This window comes from Micromonospora sp. CP22, from assembly GCF_009712475.1.
Taxonomy (GTDB): domain Bacteria; phylum Actinomycetota; class Actinomycetes; order Mycobacteriales; family Micromonosporaceae; genus Micromonospora.
In genome coordinates, this window is record NZ_VCJO01000002.1 from 417,583 (window position 1) to 440,797 (window position 23,215).

General features: G+C 71.9%; 18 protein-coding genes. 10 read left to right on the forward strand and 8 right to left on the reverse strand.

The annotated features are described in order from the left end of the window. Positions 1-7: 7 nt before the first annotated feature. Entirely contained in the window at positions 8-874 is an 867-nt protein-coding gene (rsmI, locus tag FF096_RS05265; protein WP_375335286.1) for a 16S rRNA (cytidine(1402)-2'-O)-methyltransferase, read from the reverse strand. Between the two features lie 66 nt (positions 875-940). On the opposite strand from rsmI, the gene FF096_RS05270 reads away from it, so the two are divergent. Then, on the forward strand, positions 941-2,629 hold the full coding sequence (locus tag FF096_RS05270) for a dolichyl-phosphate-mannose--protein mannosyltransferase (protein WP_375335287.1): 1,689 nt from the start codon (positions 941-943) through the stop codon (positions 2,627-2,629). Between the two features lie 348 nt (positions 2,630-2,977). Here FF096_RS05270 and FF096_RS05275 read toward each other — a convergent pair whose 3' ends face one another. Next, complete coding sequence (locus tag FF096_RS05275; RefSeq protein WP_375335288.1) at positions 2,978-3,250, reverse strand: hypothetical protein; 273 nt, start codon at positions 3,248-3,250, stop codon at positions 2,978-2,980. 250 nt (positions 3,251-3,500) lie between these two features. Between FF096_RS05275 and FF096_RS05280 the strand changes: the two genes are divergently transcribed. The 3 genes from FF096_RS05280 (at position 3,501) to FF096_RS05290 (ending at position 6,321) form a co-directional block, all read left to right on the forward strand. Then, complete coding sequence (locus FF096_RS05280) at positions 3,501-4,157, forward strand: 4'-phosphopantetheinyl transferase superfamily protein (RefSeq protein ID WP_309222722.1); 657 nt, start codon at positions 3,501-3,503, stop codon at positions 4,155-4,157. An 85-nt stretch (positions 4,158-4,242) separates the two neighbouring features. After that, the gene (locus FF096_RS05285; protein ID WP_309222723.1) at positions 4,243-5,526 is read left to right on the forward strand and encodes a VWA domain-containing protein; all 1,284 of its coding nucleotides are present in this window, start codon (positions 4,243-4,245) and stop codon (positions 5,524-5,526) included. 3 nt (positions 5,527-5,529) lie between these two features. Beyond that, positions 5,530-6,321, forward strand: a complete 792-nt coding sequence (locus FF096_RS05290; RefSeq protein ID WP_155215207.1) for a peptidase — start codon at positions 5,530-5,532, stop codon at positions 6,319-6,321. A gap of 69 nt (positions 6,322-6,390) precedes the next feature. On the opposite strand, the gene FF096_RS05295 is transcribed toward FF096_RS05290, so the two are convergent. Next, positions 6,391-7,839 carry a family 43 glycosylhydrolase gene (locus FF096_RS05295; RefSeq protein ID WP_196222461.1) on the reverse strand — a complete coding sequence of 483 codons (1,449 nt, stop codon included), beginning with the start codon at positions 7,837-7,839 and terminating at the stop codon, positions 6,391-6,393. A 175-nt stretch (positions 7,840-8,014) separates the two neighbouring features. Then, complete coding sequence (locus FF096_RS05300; RefSeq protein ID WP_155215208.1) at positions 8,015-8,758, reverse strand: SDR family NAD(P)-dependent oxidoreductase; 744 nt, start codon at positions 8,756-8,758, stop codon at positions 8,015-8,017. Positions 8,759-9,022: 264 nt separating this feature from the next. On the opposite strand from FF096_RS05300, the gene FF096_RS05305 reads away from it, so the two are divergent. Both FF096_RS05305 and FF096_RS05310 read left to right on the forward strand, forming a co-directional pair. Continuing rightward, positions 9,023-10,519, forward strand: a complete 1,497-nt coding sequence (locus FF096_RS05305; protein WP_196222462.1) for a hypothetical protein — start codon at positions 9,023-9,025, stop codon at positions 10,517-10,519. A gap of 36 nt (positions 10,520-10,555) precedes the next feature. Then, a complete protein-coding gene (locus tag FF096_RS05310; RefSeq protein WP_155215210.1) occupies positions 10,556-12,922 on the forward strand; it encodes an amino acid adenylation domain-containing protein in 2,367 nt (788 codons plus the stop codon). Between the two features lie 33 nt (positions 12,923-12,955). Here the strand turns inward: FF096_RS05310 and FF096_RS05315 are convergent, their stop codons facing one another. Genes FF096_RS05315 through FF096_RS05325 form a run of 3 tightly spaced genes read right to left on the reverse strand, consistent with a single transcriptional unit; the run spans position 12,956 to position 16,642 of the window. Continuing rightward, positions 12,956-14,170 carry an ATP-grasp domain-containing protein gene (locus tag FF096_RS05315; RefSeq protein ID WP_309222724.1) on the reverse strand — a complete coding sequence of 405 codons (1,215 nt, stop codon included), beginning with the start codon at positions 14,168-14,170 and terminating at the stop codon, positions 12,956-12,958. Beyond that, positions 14,163-15,599 (reverse strand): lyase family protein, encoded by a 1,437-nt coding sequence (locus FF096_RS05320; RefSeq protein WP_155215212.1) that lies wholly within the window; start codon positions 15,597-15,599, stop codon positions 14,163-14,165. Before FF096_RS05320 ends, FF096_RS05315 begins: the two co-directional genes overlap by 8 nt. After that, positions 15,596-16,642 (reverse strand): pyridoxal-phosphate dependent enzyme, encoded by a 1,047-nt coding sequence (locus FF096_RS05325; protein WP_309222725.1) that lies wholly within the window; start codon positions 16,640-16,642, stop codon positions 15,596-15,598. Before FF096_RS05325 ends, FF096_RS05320 begins: the two co-directional genes overlap by 4 nt. A 122-nt stretch (positions 16,643-16,764) precedes the next feature. Here FF096_RS05325 and FF096_RS05330 point away from each other — a divergent pair, with 122 nt between their 5' ends. The 4 genes from FF096_RS05330 to FF096_RS05345 all read left to right on the forward strand — a co-directional run bounded on the left by FF096_RS05330 (position 16,765) and on the right by FF096_RS05345 (position 21,900). Next, positions 16,765-17,802, forward strand: coding sequence for a methyltransferase (locus tag FF096_RS05330; protein WP_155215213.1), 1,038 nt, complete (start codon positions 16,765-16,767; stop codon positions 17,800-17,802). 192 nt (positions 17,803-17,994) lie between these two features. After that, complete coding sequence (locus FF096_RS05335) at positions 17,995-20,445, forward strand: BTAD domain-containing putative transcriptional regulator (RefSeq protein WP_196222463.1); 2,451 nt, start codon at positions 17,995-17,997, stop codon at positions 20,443-20,445. Between the two features lie 4 nt (positions 20,446-20,449). Continuing rightward, positions 20,450-20,782: a hydroxyisourate hydrolase gene (locus FF096_RS05340; RefSeq protein ID WP_155215215.1), complete on the forward strand. Its 333-nt coding sequence runs from the start codon at positions 20,450-20,452 to the stop codon at positions 20,780-20,782. Between the two features lie 146 nt (positions 20,783-20,928). Then, the gene (locus tag FF096_RS05345; RefSeq protein WP_155215216.1) at positions 20,929-21,900 is read left to right on the forward strand and encodes a ParB/RepB/Spo0J family partition protein; all 972 of its coding nucleotides are present in this window, start codon (positions 20,929-20,931) and stop codon (positions 21,898-21,900) included. On the opposite strand, the gene FF096_RS05350 is transcribed toward FF096_RS05345, so the two are convergent. Further along, positions 21,880-23,202, reverse strand: a complete 1,323-nt coding sequence (locus FF096_RS05350) for a condensation domain-containing protein (protein WP_196222464.1) — start codon at positions 23,200-23,202, stop codon at positions 21,880-21,882. The genes FF096_RS05345 and FF096_RS05350 overlap by 21 nt on opposite strands. Between the last annotated feature and the right edge of the window lie 13 nt (positions 23,203-23,215).

The following is a 23,215-nucleotide window of genomic DNA, read 5'->3' on the forward strand; positions in this document are numbered from 1 at the left end:
GCGCGGTTCACTGGTGCACGAGCGTGTAGACGTCGCGGCGACGCAGCCCGTACGCGGTCGCGACGTCCGTGATCGCGTCCCGACGGCTGAGTCCGGCCGCCTCCCGCTCGGCCACCGCCGCGCGCAGGGCGTCATCGTCGGGACGGGCGGCGGGGGTGGCCGGAGCGCCGGCCACGACCAGGGTGATCTCGCCGCGCGGCTCGCCGTCGGTGGCCCACCGGGCGAGTTCACCGAGCGGGCGACGCAGCACCTCCTCGTACGTCTTGGTCAGCTCGCGGCACACTGCGGCGGGGCGATCGGCGCCGAACGCGTCGGCCAGGTCGGTCAGCGTGGCGGCGATCCGGTGCGGCGCCTCGAAGAAGACCAGCGTGCGCTCCTCGGCGGCGAGCGCCCGCAGCCGGGCCCGCCGGGCACCGGCGGAGCGGGGCAGGAACCCCTCGAAGCAGAACCGGTCGCAGGGCAGCCCGGAGAGGGCGAGGGCGGTGGTGACGGCGCTGGGACCGGGCGCGGCGGTGACCGGCACCCCGGCGTCCAGGGCGGCCCGGACCAGGCGGTAGCCGGGGTCGGAGACGCTGGGCATGCCACCGTCGGTGACCAGCGCGACGACGTATCCCTCGGTGAGCACGTCGACCAGTTCCGGGGTACGCCGCTCCTCGTTGCCCTCGAAGTAGGAGACGACGCGACCGGCGATGGTCACGTCGAGGTCGCGGGCGAGCCGGTGCAGCCGACGGGTGTCCTCGGCGGCGACCACGTCGGCGGCGGCGAGCACCTCCCGGAGTCGGGTGGAGGCGTCGGCGGGGTTGCCGAGCGGCGCGCCGAGGAGGACCAGGCGGCCAATTTCGGACATTTCACCCAATGTGCCGCGCTCCTTCATCGAAGGTCGTACCGGATATGGGGACGACAGGCACCACCGACCCCTTCCGCAGCCTACGATCGCCGGGTGACGAGTGCGTCGACAGCACAGAGCGCGAGCCCCGACCAGCCCTCGGAGCCGACAGCGACCACAGCCGCCGGCACCGATCCGCCGACGGGCGGGATACCGGCGGCGATCCGTCGCCGGCTGGCCACCGTCGAGGCCGGGTTGAACGACCGGTCGTGGTTGGCCACGGCGGTCGTGGTGGCCATCGCGGCGGTCCTCCGGTTCGCGAACCTCAGTCATCCACCGGGCAAGATCTTCGATGAGGTCTACTACGCCCGGGACGCCTGGGGGCTGGTCGACAAGGGCGTCGAGTGGAACTACCAGAACAACGCCCCGTCGTACGTCGTCCACCCGCCGCTGGGCAAGTGGTTGATCGGCCTCGGCGAGTGGGCCTTCGGCTACAGCGACGCCGAGCACGGCATCCTGGTGCCCGGAAACCTGTTCACCACCGCGCCGGAGTTCGGCTGGCGCTTCTCGGCGGCGCTGGTGGGCACCCTGTCGGTGCTGCTGCTGGTCCGCATCGGCCGCCGGATGTTCCGCTCCACGGTGCTCGGCTGCGCCGCCGGTCTGCTGCTCGCGGTGGACGGGTTCCACCTGGTGCTCTCCCGTACCGCGCTGCTCGACATCTTCCTGCTCTTCTTCGTCCTGGCCGCCTTCGGCGCGCTGGTGCTCGACCGGGACGCCACCCGCCGCCGCTGGGCGCGGGCCCTGGAGTCCGGGCTGGATCCGACCGCTCCGGGGCGCGCCGGTCGACCGCCCGGCGGCTGGCGGAACTGGCCCTGGTGGCGGCTGGCCACCGGCGTGCTGCTCGGCTGCGCCTTCGCGGTGAAGTGGAGCGCGCTGTTCTTCGTACCGGTCTTCGCGCTGCTGATGTTCCTCTGGGACGTCGGTGCCCGAAAGTCGGCCGGGGTACGCCGGCCGTGGCGGGACACGCTGCTCGACGGCGTGCCGTGGATGGTGCTCGCCGGCCTGGCGATGGCGGTCACCTACGTCGCGACCTGGTCCGGTTGGCTGTTCAGCCAGGAGGGCTACTACCGGCTCGCCGAGCGGTACCCGGACGCCAACCTCAGCGATAAGCCGATCATCGGCCCGCTGTGGAACCTGGTGCAGTACCACCAGGCCGCACTCGGCTTCCACAACCAGCTCGACGACCCGCACAAGTACCAGTCGTGGCCATGGCAGTGGCTGCTGCTGGGCCGCCCGGTGGCGTTCCACTGGACCGGCGACGGCCCCTGCGGCGCGGCGAGCTGCGCCGAGGAGGTGCTGCTGCTGGGCACCCCGCTGCTGTGGTGGTCGTTCCTGCCCGCGCTGGTGGCGCTGATCTGGCTCGGGCTGGCCCGGCGGGACTGGCGGGCCGGGGCGATCCTGCTCGCCGTGGCGGCCGGGCTGCTGCCCTGGTACTGGTTCGCCCTCGAGGGCCGGACGATGTTCTCCTTCTACGCCGCGCCCGTGGTGCCGTTCCTGGTGCTCGCCGTGGTCTACGTGCTGGGTGCCATCGCCTCGCCAGCGGGGATGAGCGGCACCCGAGCGGTGACCGGCCCAGACGAGGAGGCGAGTCGGGACCGCCGACTGGTCGGCAGTGTGGTCGCCGGGGCGTACGTGGTGTTGGTCGTCCTCTGCTTCGCGTACTTCTACCCGATCTTCGTGGGCCTGACGATTCCGTACGAGGACTGGTCGGCGCGGATGTGGCTGGACGGTCGCTGGATCTGACAACGCGATGGGCCCGTACGCCTCGGCGTACGGGCCCATCGTCGACACATAGGACGCGCCCCGATCGCCTGCCACGGGGGAAGCGGGCGATTGGGGCGCGCACCAGCAGCTTAACCACCCGCGACCGGGGGCACAACGGGGCAGCCCCGGTCAGATTTCCGACGAATGCCGAATGCGACAAGAAGTCAGGGTGACCGCCGCCGCTGGGTTACTCCGTGCCGACTATGCGCCGTCGAAGAGTGACCGGACGACATCGGGCTGAACCGTTCCGTCCAGCCACGCAGCTGTCCAACGAATCGCCGGACAGCGATTTCCCGCCCCGCTTGAACGATCATCCGGGATGGGAACTCAGTGCCCTTTGGGGCGACGCGGCAACCAGCCGAAGAACCGGTCCTGCAATGACGTCGAACCGGCGGCGTGCAGATCCTCGACCGCAGAGGCGAGACAGGCACCCAGGTAGACGCTGAGCATCGCGCGGTCCATGCCGTACTCGGCCAGCAACTGCTCTCGTTTGGGCTCACACGGCCATTGGGCGTCACAGGTGCCACACATCCATCCGGGGGTCACCGGGGCGTGTTCGTCCGCCCGACCGGGTGGGGTGCTGCCGTCCGCCTCCGCCACCGTGACACCCGGTCGATCCGCAACACCCGTCATCGCGTTCCCTTCCGCCTCCACCGGCGACGGCGGGCCGCCGCCCGCCGTCGGGTCGACCGTCCCCGTGCACACAGTCAGCGAACGGGGACGCTCCGGTGTTACAGGATTGCGGTACGTTGACCAACCATGGCCGCCGCGAACCGCCCCAACCGGATGCCGTCACCGCCGGGCACCCGCACCGGCTCCACCGACCGCACGTACCAGCCGGGAGTCACCGGTGCGTGATCTTCTCCCGTCCACCGTCGCGGTGGCCGTGGCAGCTGAGGACGACTGGACCGGACAGTTGCACGAGGCCGAGGCCGCCTGTCTGGGAGATCGTGCGGTGGAAAGCCGCCGCCGCGACTTCACAGCCGGCCGGGTGTGCGCCCGGCGCGCCATGGCCGCGTTGGGGCTCCCGCCGGTCGCCGTACCGGCCGCCGCCGACCGCTCCCCCGTCTGGCCGACGGGAACGGTCGGCACCATCACCCACACCCACGGCTACTGTGCCGCAGCCGTCGCCCGCCGCGAGGAGATCCGGGCCGTCGGCATGGACGCCGAGCAGCATCGGGAACTCAGCGCTGGCGTACGCCGCCTGATCTGCCTGCCCGAGGAGGACGAGCAGATCGCGCGACTGCCGACCGACGTCTTCTGGCCGGCAGTGGTCTTCAGCGCGAAGGAGACCGTGTACAAGGTGTGGCATCCGGTCGTCGGCACCTGGCTCGACTTCCACGACGCGCTGGTGCGCCTCGACCCCGAGGCCGGGACGTTCACCGCGCGGATCGCCCCCGCGCGGGTCGCCGAAGCGCCGGTCGACCATCCGCCCGCGCTGGTCACCGGCCGCTTCGCGGTCGAGGCGGGCCTGGTACGCACCGCCGCCACGCTCGCCGTCCGCTAGGGGTCCGAGGCTGAATCCGGGTCACCGAACGGCCGCATGGTGGCCGGATGATCTGTCCTGAGTGGACTTGTCTACACTCCGCCCGGTGATCAACAAGAAATGGTCGTCAGCCGCCCTGCTCGGGCTGCTGGCGGCGACCACGCTGGCCGGCCCGGTGCCGGCGTTTGCCGACGAACGGACGGAACCAACCGCCGAGCCGCCAAGGGTCCAGCTCGTCCTGGACGTCAGCGGCTCGATGCGGGCCACCGACATCGACGGACGTAGCCGGATCTCGGTTGCTCAGCAGGCGTTCGGCGAGGTGGTGGACGCCCTGCCGGACGAGACACAGTTGGGTATCCGGGTGCTGGGCGCCACCTACCAGGGCAAGAACAAGCAGCAGGGCTGCCTGGACACCCAGCAGATCGTGCCGGTCGGCCCGGTCGACCGGGAGCAGGCCAAGGCCGCCGTGGCGACGCTGCGGCCGACCGGCTTCACTCCGGTCGGACTCGCCCTGCGCGAAGCCGCCAAGGACCTCGGCACCGGCACCACCGCCCGACGAATCGTGCTGATCACCGACGGCGAGGACACCTGCGCCCCACCCGACCCCTGCCAGGTGGCCCGCGAGTTGGCCGCGCAGGGCACCACGCTGGTGGTGGACACCCTCGGCCTCGCACCCGACGAGAAGGTACGCCGGCAGTTGCTCTGCATCGCCGCCGCCACCGGTGGCACCTACACCGCCGCGCAGAGCGCCGAGGGTCTGACCGACCGACTGAAGCAACTGGTGGACCGGGCCCGCGACACGTACGCCACCACCCCGGCGAAGGTCGACGGGACGGACGCCTGCCAGGGTGCGCCGCTGCTCTCCCCCGGCGTCTACACCGACCGGGAGAGCTTCTCCGAACACCGTTGGTACCGGGTGCCGGTGCGACCGGGGCAGGAGTTGCGCGCCTCGGTCAGCGTGGCGCTCGACCGGCCGGTCAACCCCGACTACGGCGTGCTGCTGCGGGCCACCGCGACGGACGGCCGGGAACTCGTCCGGGGCGTGGACGCCGGTAGTGGACGTACCGACGTGGTCTCGACCGGTCTGCGCTGGTCCGCTGGGGACGACGCCGAGGACAGCGAGGACACCGAGGCGGCAACGACGCCCCCGGCCTACACCACCGTCTGCCTGGTGGTCAGCAACATGTTCTCGCCTCGGGCGGGCACCGCTGCGGACCCGGGTATGCCGGTCGAGCTGACCGTCGACGTGGTCGCCGCCTCGTCCGCCCCGGACGGCCCGGACCTGGGCCGTGGCTGGGTCCTGCTGCTTCTGCTGACCCTGGCCGGCCTGCTCACCGGGCTCATCACCGGCCTGCTGACCCGCTGGTGGGTAGCCACCTGGAGGAACTGAGAGATGCTCACCCGATCGGCAACCGTCGCCGCCCTGCTCGCCGTCGGTGTCGCCCTGGCTCCGGGTGCGGCACTCGCGGCCCCCACCCCCACCCCTTCCCCCGGTGCCGTCACCGTCACCAAGGCGGGCACCTCGTACCTGAGCGCCACCCCGGTGGCCGCCGGGCAGCCCGTCCGGGTCGCCGCCTCGACCGGTGAGTACCTCTACTGGTCGTTCCCGGCCGAGGCGGGCGAGATCCACGAGATCACCGCGACGGTCACCCTCGCGCAGAACCGCACCGGCCGGTCCACCTGGACGGTGGAGGTCTTCGACGGGCTGCGACGCCGACAGGCGTGCACGGCCGGTGCGCAGACCCCGACCGCCGACGCTTCGGCGCGTACCGTCGGGCTCGGCTGCACGTTGCGGCGGGTGCGCCCGTGGGCGGAGCCGTGGTCCGGCGACCCGTTGCCCGGCACCTACTACGTGCGGCTGGCCGTGGTCGACGTCCCCGAGGCCGACCTCGGCCTACCGGTCGACGTGGACCTGCTGATCTCGACCGTCGACGACGTCGGCACCTCCGCCGACGACGGCAGGTTGGAGAAGGCGCTGGTGCCGCCGACCAACGCCGGTGCCGTCCTGGACGCCGAACCGGCGGTCGCACCGGAGGACGACGAGGAGGACGGCTGGAACCTCAACCTCACCGGTTGGCTGCCCGAGGCCGGCTCCCGCTGGATCTGGACCACCGCCGGCGGAATGCTGGCCGCGATCGCGGGCGTGGTCGGCTTCGCTCTCACCCGCCGCCCCGCCACCAGGTGAGCCCCGCCGGCAGGTCGTGCTGAGGTGCCCACACGACCTGCCGGCGGCCCCGGGTCGAGCCGCGACGGCCTACTCCAGGGCGAAGGTGGCCGACGCCCGTCCGGCCGCGTCCGGCACCGCTTCCAGGTAGAGCAGCCCGTCGCGGTGACGGACGTACTGGCCGGGGAAGTTCACCGACTCCAGCGACACCTTCGCCGCGTCGGCGAGCCCGCTCCGGCGGGTGAAGGTGGCGTCCTGCCGGAAGAGGTTCGAGCCGTCGTTGCGTTCCACCCAGATCTGGTGGTTGCGGTGCCGCAGGTAGTAGCCGGGATAGTTGGTCGACTCCAGGGAGATGCCCGAGGAGTTCGCCAGGCCGGTGACGATCCGGAACTGCGAGTCGGCCAGGTTGGTCACGTTCGGCTCCAACCGGACCCGGAACTCCCAGTGCCGCAGGTAGCGGTCGGGCAGGTCGTGGGCGCGCAGGCGGACCGGCGTCAGGCCGTCCGGCACCGGTACGCCGAAGTTCGGGGTGCCGTCGGCGTTCCAGTAGACCCGCTGGATCCGGGTCCGCCGATTCGGATCGCTCAGCGGGTCGTAGCCGTTGCCGAGATACCGCTCGTAGTTGCGTGAGTGGTAGACGATCACGTCGCTGCCGTCCTCGGCGACGGTGAACGAGTTGTGCCCCGGCCCGTACTGCCCGCTCCGGCTGTCACTGGCCAGCACCGGCGTGGCGCGCTTGGTCCACGAGGCCGGGTCGAGCAGGTTGCTGCCGGCTGCGGCGGTGAGCAGGCCGACGGCGTAGCTGGCGTCGGTGGCGCTCGCCGAGTAGGTCATGAAGACCCGGCCGTTGCGGATCAGCACCGCAGGTCCCTCGTTCACCCGGTAACCCCGGGTCTCCCAGGCGTGGGTCGGGGTGGCGATCAGGGTCGGGGTGCCCGCGTACGTCCAGGGGTTGACGGCTCGGGCGAGGTAGATGTTCGAGTTGTTGCCCGCGTACTCGGCCCAGGCCAGGTAGCGCTGACCGTTGTGCACGAAGGTGGTCGCGTCGAGGGAGAAGCTGTTGCGCGCGGGTTGGAGTTGGCCGCGTTCCACCCACGGCCCGTCGAGTGGGTTCGCGGCGCTGCTTTCCAGCACGTACGGCCGGATGGCCCAGATGTCGTCGGTGCGCCCGGCGGCGAAGTAGATGTACCACCGGCCGTCGATGAAGTGGATCTCCGGGGCCCAGATGTGCGCGCCCATCTCGCCGCTGCCGTGGCGACGCCAGATCACCCGCTCGCTGGCGGTGGCGAGGCCCTGGAGGGTGGTGGCGCGTCGCAGCACGATGCGGTCGTACTCCGGGACCGTCGCGGTGAAGTAGTAGTAGCCGTCGGTGTGCCGGTAGATGTGCGGGTCGGCGCGCTGCTCGGCCAGCGGGTTGGTGAAGGTGACAGCCGCCGCCCGCGCCGGTGCGTCCGCCACCACCACTGCGCCGGTCACCGCCGTGGCCAGGGCCGCGACCAGTGCCAACACCCGTCTGACACCGCTTCGGATAGCTGTCATCGTCGTCGTCCTTCCGTCGTCGGACCGGAGCGGACACCGTCGCGGCGTCGACCGGAGCGCCCACCGGCCATTGTTAACGTTCACAACAATCGCCGTCAAGAGACTGTCATCGATAGGACGACCGGCGGTCAGGTCGAGATTCGCACCCGGAGAGGCGGCGGGCCGGGCAGCCGCGTCAGGCCGTCGCGCCGCCGTCGACGGCGATCGACGCGCCGGTGATGTGTCGGCCACCCTCACCCACCAGGTGACTGACCGTCGCCGCCACGTCGGCGGGCGCCGCGTACCGGCCGAGGGCGATCTGGGTCCGCTGGGCGTCAGCCCCGGCGCTGTCGGCCGGGTTCATGTCGGTGTCGGTCGACCCGGGGAGGATCAGGTTGACGGTGATCCCGCGCGGGCCGAGCTCCCGGGCCAGCGCGCGGGTCAGCCCGTTGACCGCACTCTTGGTCATCGCGTACGCGCTCACTCCCGGGGCCGGGACCCGACTGGCGAAGCTACTGCCGATGTTGACGATCCGGCCGCCCTCGCCCATGTGCCGCACCGCCGCCTGGGTGGTCAGGTAGACCCCGCGCACGTTGACCGCGATCGCCCGGTCGAGATCGGCGATGCCGACCGACTCGATCCGCCCGCCCGCGAACACCCCCGCGTTGTTGACCAGGATGTCCAGTCGCCCCCACTCGGCGACAGTGCGCTCCACCGCACCGACCACCGCCGTGGGGTCCGCGCTGTCCGCACAGATCGACAGGCCGCTGCGTCCGTACGCCTCGATGTCGGCCAGGACGGACTTCGCGCTGTCCTCGGCGCTGCGGTAGGTGAACGCGACGTCTGCGCCGTCCGCGGCGAGCCGGCGCGCGACGGCCGCTCCGATGCCTCTGCTGCCACCCGTGACCAGTGCGACCCTGCCGGCGAGTTGAACCGTCATGCCACAATCCTGACAGTCGACTCAGGACAGCCGTGCTCCGGGTCACTGATCGACCGAACGGGAACACCCATCCGGTCGGCAACGGCTACGCTGGGGCACCACCCGCGCCGGATCCACAGCAGCGTCCACACCGCACGGACGTTCGCGGGGTGAGAACCTCGCACCGGAACAGCCGCAGGTCGGAAAGTGTCGGCGGACTCTGGCATGGTCGACACCATGTGCGGTCGCCCGCTTGCTGAGAGTCACTCATCGATCGGCTCGGAGATGCCAGTCCTTGACCTCGCCGGGTGTGCCGCGACCCTCGGGGTGAGCAGACTTCAGGTGCAACGGTGGGACTCCACCGGGCAGTTCGCCCCACCTCGCACCGGTCAGGGCACCCACCGTCGATGGTGTCGCACCGACCTCTACGAATGGGCGGCGACCTCTCCGCTGCACCTGGCCGACCGGGTGCCGCTGCGCCATTGGCCGACAGCCACCGGCCCCCGTCCCTACCTGGGCGCCCGTCTGGTCGCCGGCAACGTCGCGCTGTTGTGGGCCACCCAGGTGGGCACGATGGCCGTCGTGTGGCCGGTCTCCGGGCGGCGCCCCACACCACGCGCCCACCTGCCTCCCTTGCTGCGTGCCTGGGGTGTGGTGGGTGCGGCGGCGGTGGCCCCCGGGCTCGGCGACGGTGGGCCGGACGTCGATCCGCTGCCGATGACTCCAGCGCAGGACGAGGCCGCATTGAGCTGGACGGACCTGTCGGCGCTGGTCGGCCAACCACTGCCGTACTGGCCCCTGCCACTGCGGCGGGAAGTGCTGATCACTCGCTGGCGGCCCGGCCAGCCGACGGTCCAGGCGCTCGCCGGGGATTCGGAGCTGGACACCGACGCGCTACTTGAGCTGGCCATCCTGTACCCGACGGACCATCCGGCCGCCCGCCTCCTGGTCACACTCGCCCGCACCATCCTCCGCCGGAAAGCCGAGTCCGCGGGCCGGGAGATCGACACCGTGGCGCCGACGGTGGCTGCCGGCACCACCGTCGTCGCCGCCCGGCCGCTGCCCGTACCGCTGGTCGATCGGGACCAGCTGGACGAGGCCACCCGCCGTGCGGGCTGGCGGGAGATCCTGTGTCGGCAGGACGCCCTCGCCGAACACTGCCTGTCGCAGATGTTGAAGTGGGACAACGGCGCGGACTGCCCCTTCGGCCATCGGTTCACGGTCAGGCGCGCGAGCCCGACCGCCGACGAGTGGACCGCACGGCTGGAGCCGACGGTGCGTACCGCCGCGTTCCGGCTGCTGGGCGACGTCGGCACCGACCACGAGACCCTGCGTGACCCGGCCACCGAAGCTCCCGTGGTCCGCCGCCGCGACGGCGACGGGACCGAGTTGCGCGCCGCCGCACCGCAACGGTTACCCACGACCTCGCCGTTGGCCGAGATCATCCTCGACCACCCGATCTGGGTCCGCACCGCCGACGGCACGCTCTACCCCGCTCCGCAGGGCTCCTTCTGGGGAATCGGCTGGGGGTATCCGGGCTTCGGGCCGAGCTGTCTCGCCCTGCTGATCGACCGGCTGCTCGACGACATCAACGCCCAGGCGGCGGACAGCGCTACCGGAGCCCCGGACGGCCTGCGCCGGCTCACCCGGATCACGATGCCGCGCGGCACTGTACTGACCCGCAGGCAGCTTGAGTCCGCGCGGGCAGGCACCTGGCGACCCACCCGGGACGACTTCCCCGTGCACGAAGGGCGGCACGATGCGCCTCCCCGATTTATGTGACACCACCGGGCACGGACCGGCCCGTACCGTCGAGACATGGCACCTGGTCCATCCGGGACGACAGCCCTGCCACCGTGGTCCCTGCCCGGCGCACAGCCGGGCCGCGTCCGCCTGACCCGCGAGCTGCCGGTGGCGCTGCGCGACGCACTCACCGGGGTACGCGACGACACCGCCGCCCGCGAGCGGATGCTGCTCACCGGTTGGCTCGCGGTGTTGTCGCGGTCGGTCGGCGAGCCCACGGTGAGCACAGCGGTGATCGGTGCGACCGGGGGTCTCGACCAGGTCAGCAGCCAGGTCGGTGACCTCACCTGGGCCGACCTGGCAGCAGCGCTGCGCCGGGTTCCGTTGGACGGTCGACCACACAGCGCCGTCGACGCCCGGGGCACGCTTGCCGACGACACCGCCGACCTGGTGGTACGGCTCGGACCCGGCTGCGCCGGGTTGGAGCTGGCCTACGACCTTGAGCACGTCGGACACGACGCCGCCCAGCGGGTGCTCGGCTACCTGCTCCACGCCCTGCGACGGCTTTCGGAGACGCCGGACGCGGCAGTGGATCTCGGCGACATGTTGAGCCCCGAGGAGCGACGGCGTCAGCTCGTCGACCTGTGCGGTGCCCGGGTGCACAACGGTCCCGACGGATTCGTCGCGGCTTTCCAGTCGCGGGCGGCGGCCGTACCCGACCGTCCGGCGGTCCGCCACCGCGAGGGCACGTTGACCTACGGCGAACTCGATCGTGCCTCCCGTCGGTTGGCCCATCGCCTGCGCGGGCTCGGCGTCCGCGACGGCGACACGGTGGCCGTCGTCAGCGACCGGCACCTCGACTGGGTGGTGGCGATGCTGGGCGTCCTACGCGCGGGCGCGGTGTACCTACCGGTGCGGCCGGACTTCCCGCCGGCACGGGTGCAGGGCCAACTCGACCGGGCCTGCTGTCGGTTGGCGCTGGTCGACGAACCCGGCTCGATCCTCATGTCCGACGTCGTCGGCACCGACGGCTGGTCCGGCGCGGTGGCGCCGATCGCCGACTCCGGCGCCGACCCGGTCCCGGTCGACCTGCCGCCGCCGACCGGTGAGCGTCCCGCGTACGTGTACTTCACCTCGGGCTCGACCGGGCAGCCGAAGGGTGCCGTCTGCGCCCACGCCGGGATGATCAACCACTTGTGGGCGAAGGTCGACGACCACGACCTCGGGCCCGACGACGTGGTGACTCAGACCGCCTCGCAGTGCTTCGACATCTCGCTGTGGCAGGTCTGTGCGCCCCTGCTGGTCGGTGGCACCTGCGTGGTGGTCGACGTCGACCGGCAACTCGACGTGGCCGCCTTCACCGCGCTGCTGCTGCGGCACCAGGTGACCACCATCCAGGTCGTACCCTCCTATCTGGAGGTGCTGCTCACCCACCTGGAGACCGGTACGGTACGGCTGCCCCGGCTCCGGTCGGTGTCGGTGACCGGTGAAGCGCTCCGCTCGGACCTGGTCCGTCGCTGGTTCGCGGTGCTGCCGGAAGTGCGGCTGCTCAACGCGTACGGAGCGACGGAGACCTCCGACGACGCCATGCACGAGGTGCTCGACGGGCCCGGGGAGCGGGACCTGCCCGTGGTCAGCGTCGGCCGGGCCCTGCGCAACATGCGGGTCTACGTCGTCGACGACCGGTTGCGCCTGATGCCGGAGGGTGCCCGGGGTGAGATCGTGTTCGCCGGGGTGTGCGTGGGGCACGGCTACCTCAACGACCCGCAACGCACCGCCGAGGTGTTCACCACCGACCCGTACCATCCGGGCGAGCGGCTCTACCGATCCGGTGACCTGGGCCGCTGGCTGCCGGAAGGGCGGCTGGAGTTCCTGGGCCGCCGCGACCACCAGGTCAAGATCCGAGGTCTGCGGGTGGAGGTCGAGGAGGTCCGGGCCGCGCTGGCGGCGGTACCGGGGGTGCTCGACGCCGCTGTCGTCGCCGTCGGGGAGGGCAACCGGGCCCGGCTGGTGGGCTTCCACGTCGCCACTGACGAGATCTCGTCGGACGACCTCGACAAGCAGCTCGCCACGCGGCTACCGGACTACATGATCCCGGCACACCACGTCCGGCTCGACGCGCTGCCGCTCAACGACAACGGGAAGGTCGACCTGGCCCGACTGCGGCGGCAGGCCCGGGAGGCGACCGCCGGTACCGCCGTTGCCGAGCCGCCACACACGGCGGTCGAGCGCCGCCTGGCACTGGAGTGGTCCGAGGTGCTGGGGCTGCCGGTCGAGCGGGTGGGCCGGGACGACGACTTCTTCGAGTCCGGCGGCACCTCGCTGGCGGCGATCCACCTGCTGACCCGGCTGGGACACCGGCTGTCGCTGTCCGACATGTTGGCCGGTCCGACACTGCGTGAGATCGCGCTTCGTCTTGAGGACACCGACGTCTCCGGATAGCGTGCGGGTCGGAACCGGTCCGGCGGGGTGGTGTCAGCCGATCGCCACCGGCAGCGCCGCGACCGCCCGGTCGGCTCGCGCGCCGGCCTCCGCCGCTGATCGCCCCTGGGCGATCACGTAGCCGAGCCGTTCCAGGAACGAGCCGAGCCGGACGATCCGTCGGCCCGGCCGCGCGGTGACCACCGCGTCGACCACACCGGGCAGCGCCAACGCTGACGCCGGGTCGGGCACCGTCTCGACGACACCGTCCGCCGTCGGCACGAGGAAGCGGACACTGGCGTACCCGTTGCGCACCGTCTGCGGTGGTGGGACACGACCCGCGCTGCGCGCCACCAGCTCCGCGATCAGGTCCTGTCCGGTGGCGACCCGGATCGCCTGCGGGATCATGCCGCCGGCCAGCCTGGGATTCACCTCCACCACGACCGCCCGGCCGCCGGTCACCCGTAGCTCGACGTGGGCCGCGCCCCACCGCAGCCCGAGCGCGGCGAGCGCGGCGCGGGCGCTCTCCGCGAGCAGCTCGGCGGTGCCGGACTCGACGGGGGCGGGAACATCGTGCCCGATCTCAAGGAACCCCCGGGTCTCGTCGACATGCTTGGCTACCACCATCCGCACCTCGCCGTCGAGCAACTCGACGGAGAACTCCGGGCCGGGCAGGTAACGCTCGACCAGCACGGCGGACGGCAACGGCAGGCCCCGCTCGTCGGTCCTGGTGGCGAGCAGGTCGGCAGCGTGGGCGGCCACCCCGCGCAGGTCGTCGCAACGGCGTACCCCGATCGAGCCCGAACGACTGACCGGTTTCACCACCACCGGCAGGCCCAGTCGCTGCGCCGCGTCGACCGCGTCGGCGGCCGACGTCACCACCTGGAACCCGGGTGAGGCGACGCCGGTGGCCGCGAACCGCGCACGCTGGACGCTCTTGCTCCGGGCAGCGGCCAACCGGTCCGGGTCCTCCCCCGGCAGGTCGAGGGCGCGAGCCACGGCGGCGGCGGTGGCGATGAAGTACTCGGAGCTGGAGGTCACTCCGACGACCTGCTGCGACCGGGCCAGGTCACGGCAGTGCGCCAGCACCGTGGGCAGCGCCGCCGTGTCGCACCGGTGCACCGGCAGGTCCAGCTCCGCGGCGTACGGGTAACGGGCCGGATCGGCGCACAGCAGCGCCGGGACGAGACCCAGGTCGCGGGCTCGTTCCGCGAAGAGGCGACCGCTGCCGGTCGTGTTGCTCTCCACCAGGATCAGCAGCTCAGCCACGACAGATCGCCTCGCTGGCCGCAGCGAGCGCATCGGACGCCCGGTTCCATCCCCGGCGCAGGTCCCGCAGCTCCGCGCGCAGCCGGTGCCGCAGCGTCCAGGCGGCGGCCAGTGCCTCCGCCCGGCTGCCGGGGCCACCGCCGAAGCGGGCACGGTCGGCGGCGGTACGCGGGTCGATCCGCGCGAACCCCTCCGGTGGCCAGTCCGCGCCCTCGTCCACTGCCCGTAGCACCGCAGCACCGACCCGGTGGTGGGCCTCGCGGAACGGCACCCCCTGGCGGACCAGGTCGTTGGCGACCGCCGTGGCCTCGACGAAGCTGCGGGCGGCGACGGACTCCATGGTGTCCGGACGTGGCCGAGCCCCCGCGACCACGAGGGCGGCCAGGGCCAGCACGTCCCGCGTGGTCCGCAGTGCCGGCCCGACCGACGCCATCGCCTCGGTGCCGACCTCGATCGAGTTGGTGAACGGCGCCGAGCGGATCGCGCTCGTCGCACTCACCCAGGCACCCAGCACCCGGGTGGGCCGCGCCTTGAGGTGTTCCAGGACGAAGGCGTTGCGCTTCTGCGGAAGCGCCGAGGAGCCGCCCACCAGCCAGTCGGGAAAGTGCACGTAACCCAGGTCGGCCGCACTCCACAGTTGCAGGTCGGCGGCGAGCCGCGACACCGTGACACCCAGGTTGGCGGCGACGCCGAGCGCATCGAGGGAGGCGTCGCGGGAGGCGATCGCGTCCACGGCGTGCAGGGGACCGGAGGCGAAGCCCAGCAACGCCGCCGTTCGCTCGGTGTCGAGGTCGATGTCGGTGCCGGCCACCGCGTGTGCGCCGAGCGGGCATCGACGGATCGAGCGGAGACAGGCCACCATCCGGTCGAGTTCTCGAAGCAGGGCGAGCGCCACCCCGGTGAGGTAGTAGCCGTAGGTGATCGGCATGGCCGGTTGGTAGTGGGTGTGGATCGCCATCACGTCGTCGAGGTGGCGGCCGGCGGCGGCGAGCAACGCGGTGACCAACCTGCCGCCCTCGGCGACCACGTCGGAGCAACGCTCCCGCAACGCCAGGAGCGTGGTGGTGGCGTTCAGGTCGTTGCGGGACCGGCCGGTGTGCAGCAGGCCACCCACGTCAGGGCCGCAGCGACGGGTGACGGCCTCCTCGTAGGCGAGGTAGATGCCACGCGGCCGGGGAAGCGACAGCACCGGGGCGAAGCCTTCGGCCTCGATCTGACGTACGGTGCGCAGCAGACGGGCCGCCTTCTCGCCGACGATGACCCCGCGCTCGGCCAGCATCACCAGGTGCGCCCGGTCGACCTGGGCGATCAGGCGCAGCTGCGCCCGGTCGACCACCGGGTCGGGGGCCTCGTAGCAGAGCCGCTGTGCCTTGCCGGCGAGGGGGCGGGCGATTCGGCCGGTGTCCGACGACGCGAGCGGTCCGCTCATCCGGCGAGGGCCTGTTCGCCGCAGACCTCGGCCAGCGTGCGACGTCCCCACCGCATCCAGGTCCAGTCGGGATCGCCGGACGGTGTCGGCACCTCCCGGGGGCGGACATCGGCGGGCACCCGACGACGGGGGTCGGCATCGAGCCAAGCCTCGTCGTAGACGGTGTCGATGTAGCGGTCGCCCTGGTCGGGCAGCATCACCACGGTGACCTTGCCGGGGTGGGACGCCGCCCACCAGCGGGCCACCGCCAGAGCCGCCCCCGAGGTCGGGCCGTGGAACAGCGCATGCCGGCGGTGCAGCCGGCGGGTCTCCCGATAGGCGACCCCGGGCGGGCACCAGTGCACCTCGTCGAAGACCGTGTGGTCGAGGTTGCGCGGCAGCACGCTGTTACCGAGCCCACGCAGCTCCCGTACCTGGTCGGGCTGGCCGAACAGCACGCTGCCGGGGGTGTCCACCCCGACGGCGACCAGGTGTGGAAAGCAGGCCCGCAGCGCGGTCGCGGTGCCGCACATCGAGCCGCCCGAGCCGACCGGCCCGATCAGGGCGTCGACCCGGCCGAGCTGGCCGGCGAAGTGGTCGAGGAGCACCGCGTAGGAGGCGGGGTTGCGCGGATTGTCGTACTGCCTCGGCCAGAAGTGGTCGGGATAGCGCTCGCGGATCTCGGCGAGGCGGGTCAAGCGCATCGTCTGGAACTCCCCGCGCGGCGACGGCGTCGCGCACATCTCGATGCTGGCACCCAGGTCAGCCAGGCGGCGGCAGAGCCGCCGGTCCATCACCGGGTCGGTGACCAGGGTCAGCGGGCGGCGGATCAGGGCGGCCTTCACGGCGAGCGCCACGCCGAAGGTGCCGCTGGTCGACTCCACGATCATCGTGTTGGGGCCGATCTCGCCGGAGGCGAGGGCCGCGTCGACGATGTGATGCGCGGGCAGCATCTTCATCAGCTTGAACGAGGCGCCCCAGAGCGAGCCGCCGAGCGGCACCACGGCCGGCATCAGATCCATGGCGACCGCGTCGACGCCCGCTTCCGGAGGGACACATGTCACGGTGATCCCGCACCTCCTCGGTACTCGCGGCGCGTCGGGTCTGTCGTGACCAGCACCATGACACACACCTGATGCGCGGTCTAACGTCTGGCTCAGCCAGCGCCGAGCGGAGGATTGCCGACATGGAACTCCCACGACATCGGGTCGATCTGCGTGCGATGGTCCGGCTCACCGAGTTGGCCGACTACGTCGTGCCGTTCTGTCTGCGGGTGGCCTGCGACCTACGACTGGCGGACCACCTCGCCGACGGTCCCCGGAGTGTGGAGGAACTAGCCGACCTCACCGGCACTCGACCGGGCCCGTTGCTGCGCCTGCTCCGTACGCTGGCCAGCCGCGAGGTGTTCGCCGAGACCACGCCGACGGTCTTCGCCCTGACCGATCTCGCCCAGCCGTTGCGCAGTGACCACCCGCTCTCCCTCGCCGACGCCTACCCGCTGCTGAGCTGCGACGTGGCCGCCTGGGGGCGGTTGGACCACAGCGTGCGTACCGGCCAGGCCGCGTTCGACCTGGTGCACGGCACCGACTACTGGCAGTACATGGCGACGCATCCGGACGAGAGCCGCCGGTTCGACGCCTCGCAGCGGGCCGCGACACGACTGGAACTGCGCAGCGTGCTGGGCGCGTACCCGTGGTCCGAGCTGAACACGGTGGTGGACCTGGGTGGTGGGGACGGCGGGTTCCTGGCCGGCATCCTGGCTCGGTTCCGGCATCTCCGGGGCACCCTCTTCGACCTGCCGCACGTCGCGTCCGGCGCGGCGAAGGTGTTCGCCGACGCCGGAGTCTCCGACCGGGCCGAGGCGGTGGGCGGCAGCTTCCTCGAACCGGACGGCCAACCGGTGCCCGCCGGGGCCGACGCCTACCTGTTCAAGCGGGTGCTCTACCACTGGGACGACGAGAGCGCCACGGTCCTGCTGCGCAAGGCCCGCGCCGCGATGCGCCCGGACAGTCGGCTGCTCATCATCGAACCGGTGGTCGATCCCGTCGTGCAGGGCGAGGCGTACGTCACCGGGCTGCGGTACGACATGTTGCTGCTGACCATGGCCGGTGGTGGCGCACGTGAGGTCTCCGCGATCGAGAACCTGGCGCGCGACGCGGATCTGCGACTGGTACGCACCATCGGCACCCTCACCCTGCCGATCCTGGAGATCTGCCCCGCGTGACGGGGCGACTCGAACATCGAAGGCGGGTACGTCCATGGTCGACGGTCAAGGTTGCTGTTAGGTATCTGTCGTTCGGTTCCTGTCCCACCGCCGGTTCAGAAGTTACGGTTCGTCCACCCCTATCTCGGTTAATTGGATCGTCAGTCCAGCCGACCGAACCGGCTGGTCGTGAGCGGGATGGATAGCAGGTCGATGGCTCAGGTCGAGGACGTGCACGACACCGCCGACGGTGCTGCCGGACCGGGGGCAGCGGTGGAGTTCCGCATCCTCGGGCCGCTGGAGGTGCGGGCCCGCGACGAAGGCATCGACCTGGGCGCGCCGCGTCAACGCACGGTGCTGGCCAGCCTGGTCCTACAGGCCAACCGGGTCGTGTCGTTCGGGCACCTCGTCGAGGCGATCTACGGCGACAACGCCCCGCCCACCTCACGCGTCCAGATCCAGATCTGCGTCTCCGCGCTACGCCGCCTGCTGGCCGGGCACGGCCACGCCGACGCCATCCAGACCTACCCGACCGGCTACCGGCTCCACGTCGAGGCGGGCGCCCTCGACCTGCACCAGTACGAGGCCCTGATCGCCGAGGCCCGTCAGGCCCGCGACGCCCGGCGGTTCGCCGAGGCGGAGCGCGGTTACCGCACCGCGTTGGGGAAATGGCGAGGGCCGGCCCTGCGGGACGTCGAGAGCGCCGCCATCCGGGCCATCGCGCACGGCCTGGACGAGCGCCGCCTGACGGCCATCGAGGAGTGCATCGAGGTGGACCTGAGCCTTGGTCGGCATCGGGAGGTGATTCCCGAGCTGACCGAGTTGGTCATCGCGCACCCGCTACGGGAACGCCTGCGGGGGCTGCTGATGATCGCCCTGCACCGATCGGAGCGGCAGGCTGACGCGTTGGACGCCTACCGGGACGCCCGCCGCACCCTGATCGACGAGTTGGGGCTGGAGCCCGGCGACTGGCTGCGTCGGCTGGAGCACGGCATCCTGACCGGCGATCCGGCGCTGACCCTACCGTCCACACCCGTCTCGGTCGTGGCGAGCCAACCGGCGGAAGCAGAACCGGTGCCCCGCCAGCTGCCGACCGACATCAGCGACTTCACCGGCCGCGACGACGAGGTGCGGTTCATCGAGGAACACCTGACCGGCGGTGACCCGGACCGGGTGGCGGTGCCGGTGGTGGTGCTCACCGGCGGTCCCGGCACGGGCAAGAGCACCCTCGCGGTGCACGTCGCGCACCGGCTCCGCGACCGGTTCCCCGACGGCCAGCTCTTCGTGAACCTGCACGGACGCCGACCGGAGCGGGTGTCGGCGGGTGAGGCCCTGCAACGGTTCCTGCGCGCCCTCGGGGTGCCGCCCGACGCCATCCCGGACGGCGTGGACGAGCGGGCCGAGGTGTTCCGCGACCGGCTCGCCCATCGACGGCTGCTCATCGTGCTCGACGACGCGGCCGGGGAGTCCCAGGTGCTGTCGCTCCTGCCCGGTGACTGCCGCTCGGCGGTGATCGTCACCAGCCGGTCTCCCCTCGCCGCTATTCCCGGGGCGACCACCGCCCCGGTGGGCCCGCTACCGCCCCGGGACGCGATCACCCTGCTGCGGCACATCGTGGGCTCGGATCGCGTCGACCGGGAGCCCGGCTACGTGCTCGACCTGGCCAGGCTCTGCGGTCACCTGCCACTCGCCCTGCGCGTCGCGGGTGCCCGCCTCGCGTCACGCCCCCACTGGTACGTCGCGGACCTGGTGGACCGGCTGGCCGACGAACGACGCCGGCTCGACGAGTTGGCCCACGCGGGCATCTGTGTCCGAAGCAGCCTGACCTTCGCGTACGACGCACTCTGCGACAACGCCCGCCGGCTCCTGCGGCTGCTGGTGCTGGTCGGCCGGTCGTGGGTGTCGCCCTGGGTCGGTGCCGCGGTCCTCGACGTGTCGCTGGAGCGCGCCCAGGACGTGCTGGACGAGCTGTCCGACGCGCAGTTGCTCGAAACGACGCAGGGGCCCGGCGGGTATCCCCGCTATCGCCTGCACGAACTGGTGCGGGTGTTCGCCCGCGAACGGCTCGCCGCGGAGGAGCGCCCGGCTGACCGGCATGCCGCGCTGGAGCGCTATCTGGACGCCGTGTTGACCTTGCTGGCGGCGGTGGAGCGGTGCAACGAACGGACCGCGCGGCGACCCCGCTGCGGCCCACCCGTACGCCTGTTCTCCGACCAGACGGCCGACCGGATCGTGACCCCGATCGAGCAGTGGTACGAGTTGGAGCACAGCATGGTCCTCGCGGCCGTACGCCAGGCCGCGCAGGCCGGTCTCGTCGGTACGAGCATCCAGTTGGCCGCCGCCGTGGTCCGCGCGACCGAGTCGCTGCCCTACGCGGGCCACGCCCGGGAGGCGCAACGGATCGCCCTCTCCGCCGCCCGACGGGTCGGTGACCAGTGCGGTGAGGCCGCCGCCCTGTACACCTCGGCCGCCCTGTCGACGGCGCAGCGGCGCACCGCCGACGCGGTCCGCGAACTGCTGCGCGCGATGGCGTTGTCCGGCGAAACCGATGACGCGCACGAACGCGCCGACGAGGTGAGCGAGCTGCGCCGGCTGCTCGCCCATCGCGAGGCCCTCGATCCGCCTGAGCCACCGTCTCCGGGGCGCAGGGCCGGCTCGGTGTGACGCCATGGCCGTATCGGCACGGGCACTCGACGGCGTCCTCGGTCGGCCCGCCGCGGGACTACGGATCCGCTTCGAACGCGACGACGACGGCTGGCGACCGATCGCCTGGGATGAGACCGACAGCGACGGATTCGTCCGGCTCTGGCCGGCTGCCGGACCCCGGGCCGGCGCCTACCGGCTGGTGCTCGACTGCGACCACTACTTCGTCGGGCTGGGGATGGTCGCCAGCTTTCCGGCCGTGATCGCCGTCTTCCGGGTGGCCGACGAGGTGGAGAGCTACCACCTGGAGGTCGTGCTGGCTCCGGCCGCGTACTCCGTACGCATCGCTGCTTATTGATGTGGCAGTTATCGATAGCACGACGATAAGTGACCAATGTTGGACGGTCGCAGGCTCGGCTGAGGGTGCACAAAGGCCAGAGCGAAAGCGAGCCAGACGTGATCACTTCTGTTGACGCATCGAGCCGACCGACCGACCGCCCGACCATGGTTCCCATCTCCGCACTGGTTCTGGGCGACTCCCCCCGGCTCGCCGGGGAGGACCCAGGCCACATCCAGACGCTTGCCGAGGCGGGCACCGAGTTGCCGCCGATCCTCGTCCATCGGGAGACCATGCGGGTCGTCGACGGCCAGCACCGCGTACAGGTGGCACGGCTCAACGGGCAACAGCACATCGCCGTCGTCTTCTTCACCGGCGAGGCCCGCGAAGCGTTCGTACGGGCGGTCGAGGCCAACACCTCCCACGGCCTGCCGCTCACCCTCGAAGACCGGCGCGAGGCGGCCCGGCGGATCATCGCCCTGTTCCCGGAGTGGTCGGACCGGGCGGTCGCCGAGGTGACCCGGCTGGGACCACGGACGGTCGCCACGATCCGCAGTTCGACTGACTCGATTGCGCAGTCGAACATGCGGATCGGGCGCGACGGCCGGACCCGACCGCTGGAGCCGGCGCAGGGGCGACTGCGGGCCGCCGAGGTGATCGCCCGCCGACCGGAGGCGTCGTTGCGCGACATCGCCAGCGCAGCCGGGGTGTCGGTGAGCACCGCCCGGGACGTACGGCTCCGCATCAGCTCCGGGGAGAACCCGCTGCCGGCGAGCATGCGACCCGCGGACGACGACTCGGCGACGGACCGGGCCGGCCAGTCGACACGGCGGCGAGGCAACCGACCACGGGCGACGGCCTTCGCCCACCCCCGACCCACCTCGATCGTGATGGACGTGCTGCGCAAGGACCCGTCGCTGCGCTACACCGACGCCGGCCGGTTCATCCTGCGCTGGCTCGACTCGCACGTGGTGGACACACCGGACTGGAATCGGATCGTCACGCACATCCCGCCACACTGCGGGTACACGATCGCCGAACTGGCGGTCGGCTGCGCCCAGGCGTGGCAGCAGCTGGCCGAGGAGTTGCAGGCCATCATCGACGACACCGAGCCGGCGTCACACGACGTGGCCAGCTGACCGACCGGCGAGATCGACGACCCGCCGCGAGGGATCGACGGCCCCGTCGCCGACGATCCGCACGTATCCCGCGAGGAACTCGGCGGCGGTGTCGTCGGTCATCCGGTCGTCGGCCCGGAACAGCACGGCGCGTGGCTCGGCACCGATCGGCACCACGGTCTGCTCCAGCGGGAACCGGCTGCCCAACTGCACCGGAAGCTCAAGCTCGAACGTCACATCGCGGACGGTCGCGGCACGGGCGAGATCGGCCATCACGTTGAAGACCACGTCGTCCGGACGTCCCGGCCCGGTCGGGGCGGCACCGGCCGGCAGCATCTGCACCGGCAGGTCCTGGTTGACCAGCGCGCCGACGGCGGTGCGGTGGGCGGCACGCACCAGGTCCAGGAAGCTCGCCGCCGGGTCCACCAACGTCCGCAGCAGCACCATGTTGGCGATCAGCCCCACCGTCTCGCGGACCTCCGGCCGCGACCGGTTGGCGTACATCGAGGCCACGCAGACGTCGGTCTGACCGGTGTGCCGGTGGAGGTTGGTGTAGAACGCGGCCAGCAGGACCACGAAGGGCGTGGTGCCGATCCGGGCGGCCAACTCCCGCACCGCCGGCAGGACCCCGGCCGGGAAGCCGGCCTCGGCCACCGCCGGCCCACCGGGACGCGCTCCGGTGGGCCGACCCAGTGACGGCAACTGCCCGCCGGCCAACCGGTCACGCCAGTAGCTCCGCTGACGGTCCAACTCGGGTCCGCGCAGCCGGTCGTGCTGCCACTGGGCGAAGTGCGCGTAGGACCAGCTGTCGCCGGTCGGGGCGCCCGGATCGCCGTAGCAGGTGGCCAGGTCGGCCAGCAGCACCCCGGTCGAGTACGCGTCGGTCACCAGATGGTGCAGGTTGAGGCAGAGCGCGTGGTGGTCGGTGGCCAGCCGCCACACCGTCGCCCTGGTCGGCCACTGGTCGACCGGGACCGGCCGGGCCAGTTCCTCGACCGTCTCCTGAGCCAGCGTCCGACTCGGGTCGGCGGTCGCCGACAGGTCCCGAACCTCGAACGGCATCGGCCGGGGTGGGTGGATCACCTGGGACAGCCGGGCACCCCGGCCCTGGAAGGTGGTCCGCAGCGAGGCGTGCCGACGCGCCACCTCGTCGAGCGCGGCCCGTAGCCGGTCGAGATCGACCGGACCACTGATGCGACACAGCAGCGGGCAACTCAGTGCCCCGAAGTCGGAACGGTAGTGCTGGATCATCCACAGCAGACGTTGGGACACCGATGCCGGTGCCGTCACGCTGTCGGGGCCGGGAGCGAGGATGGGTGTCATCCCACACCCGTAC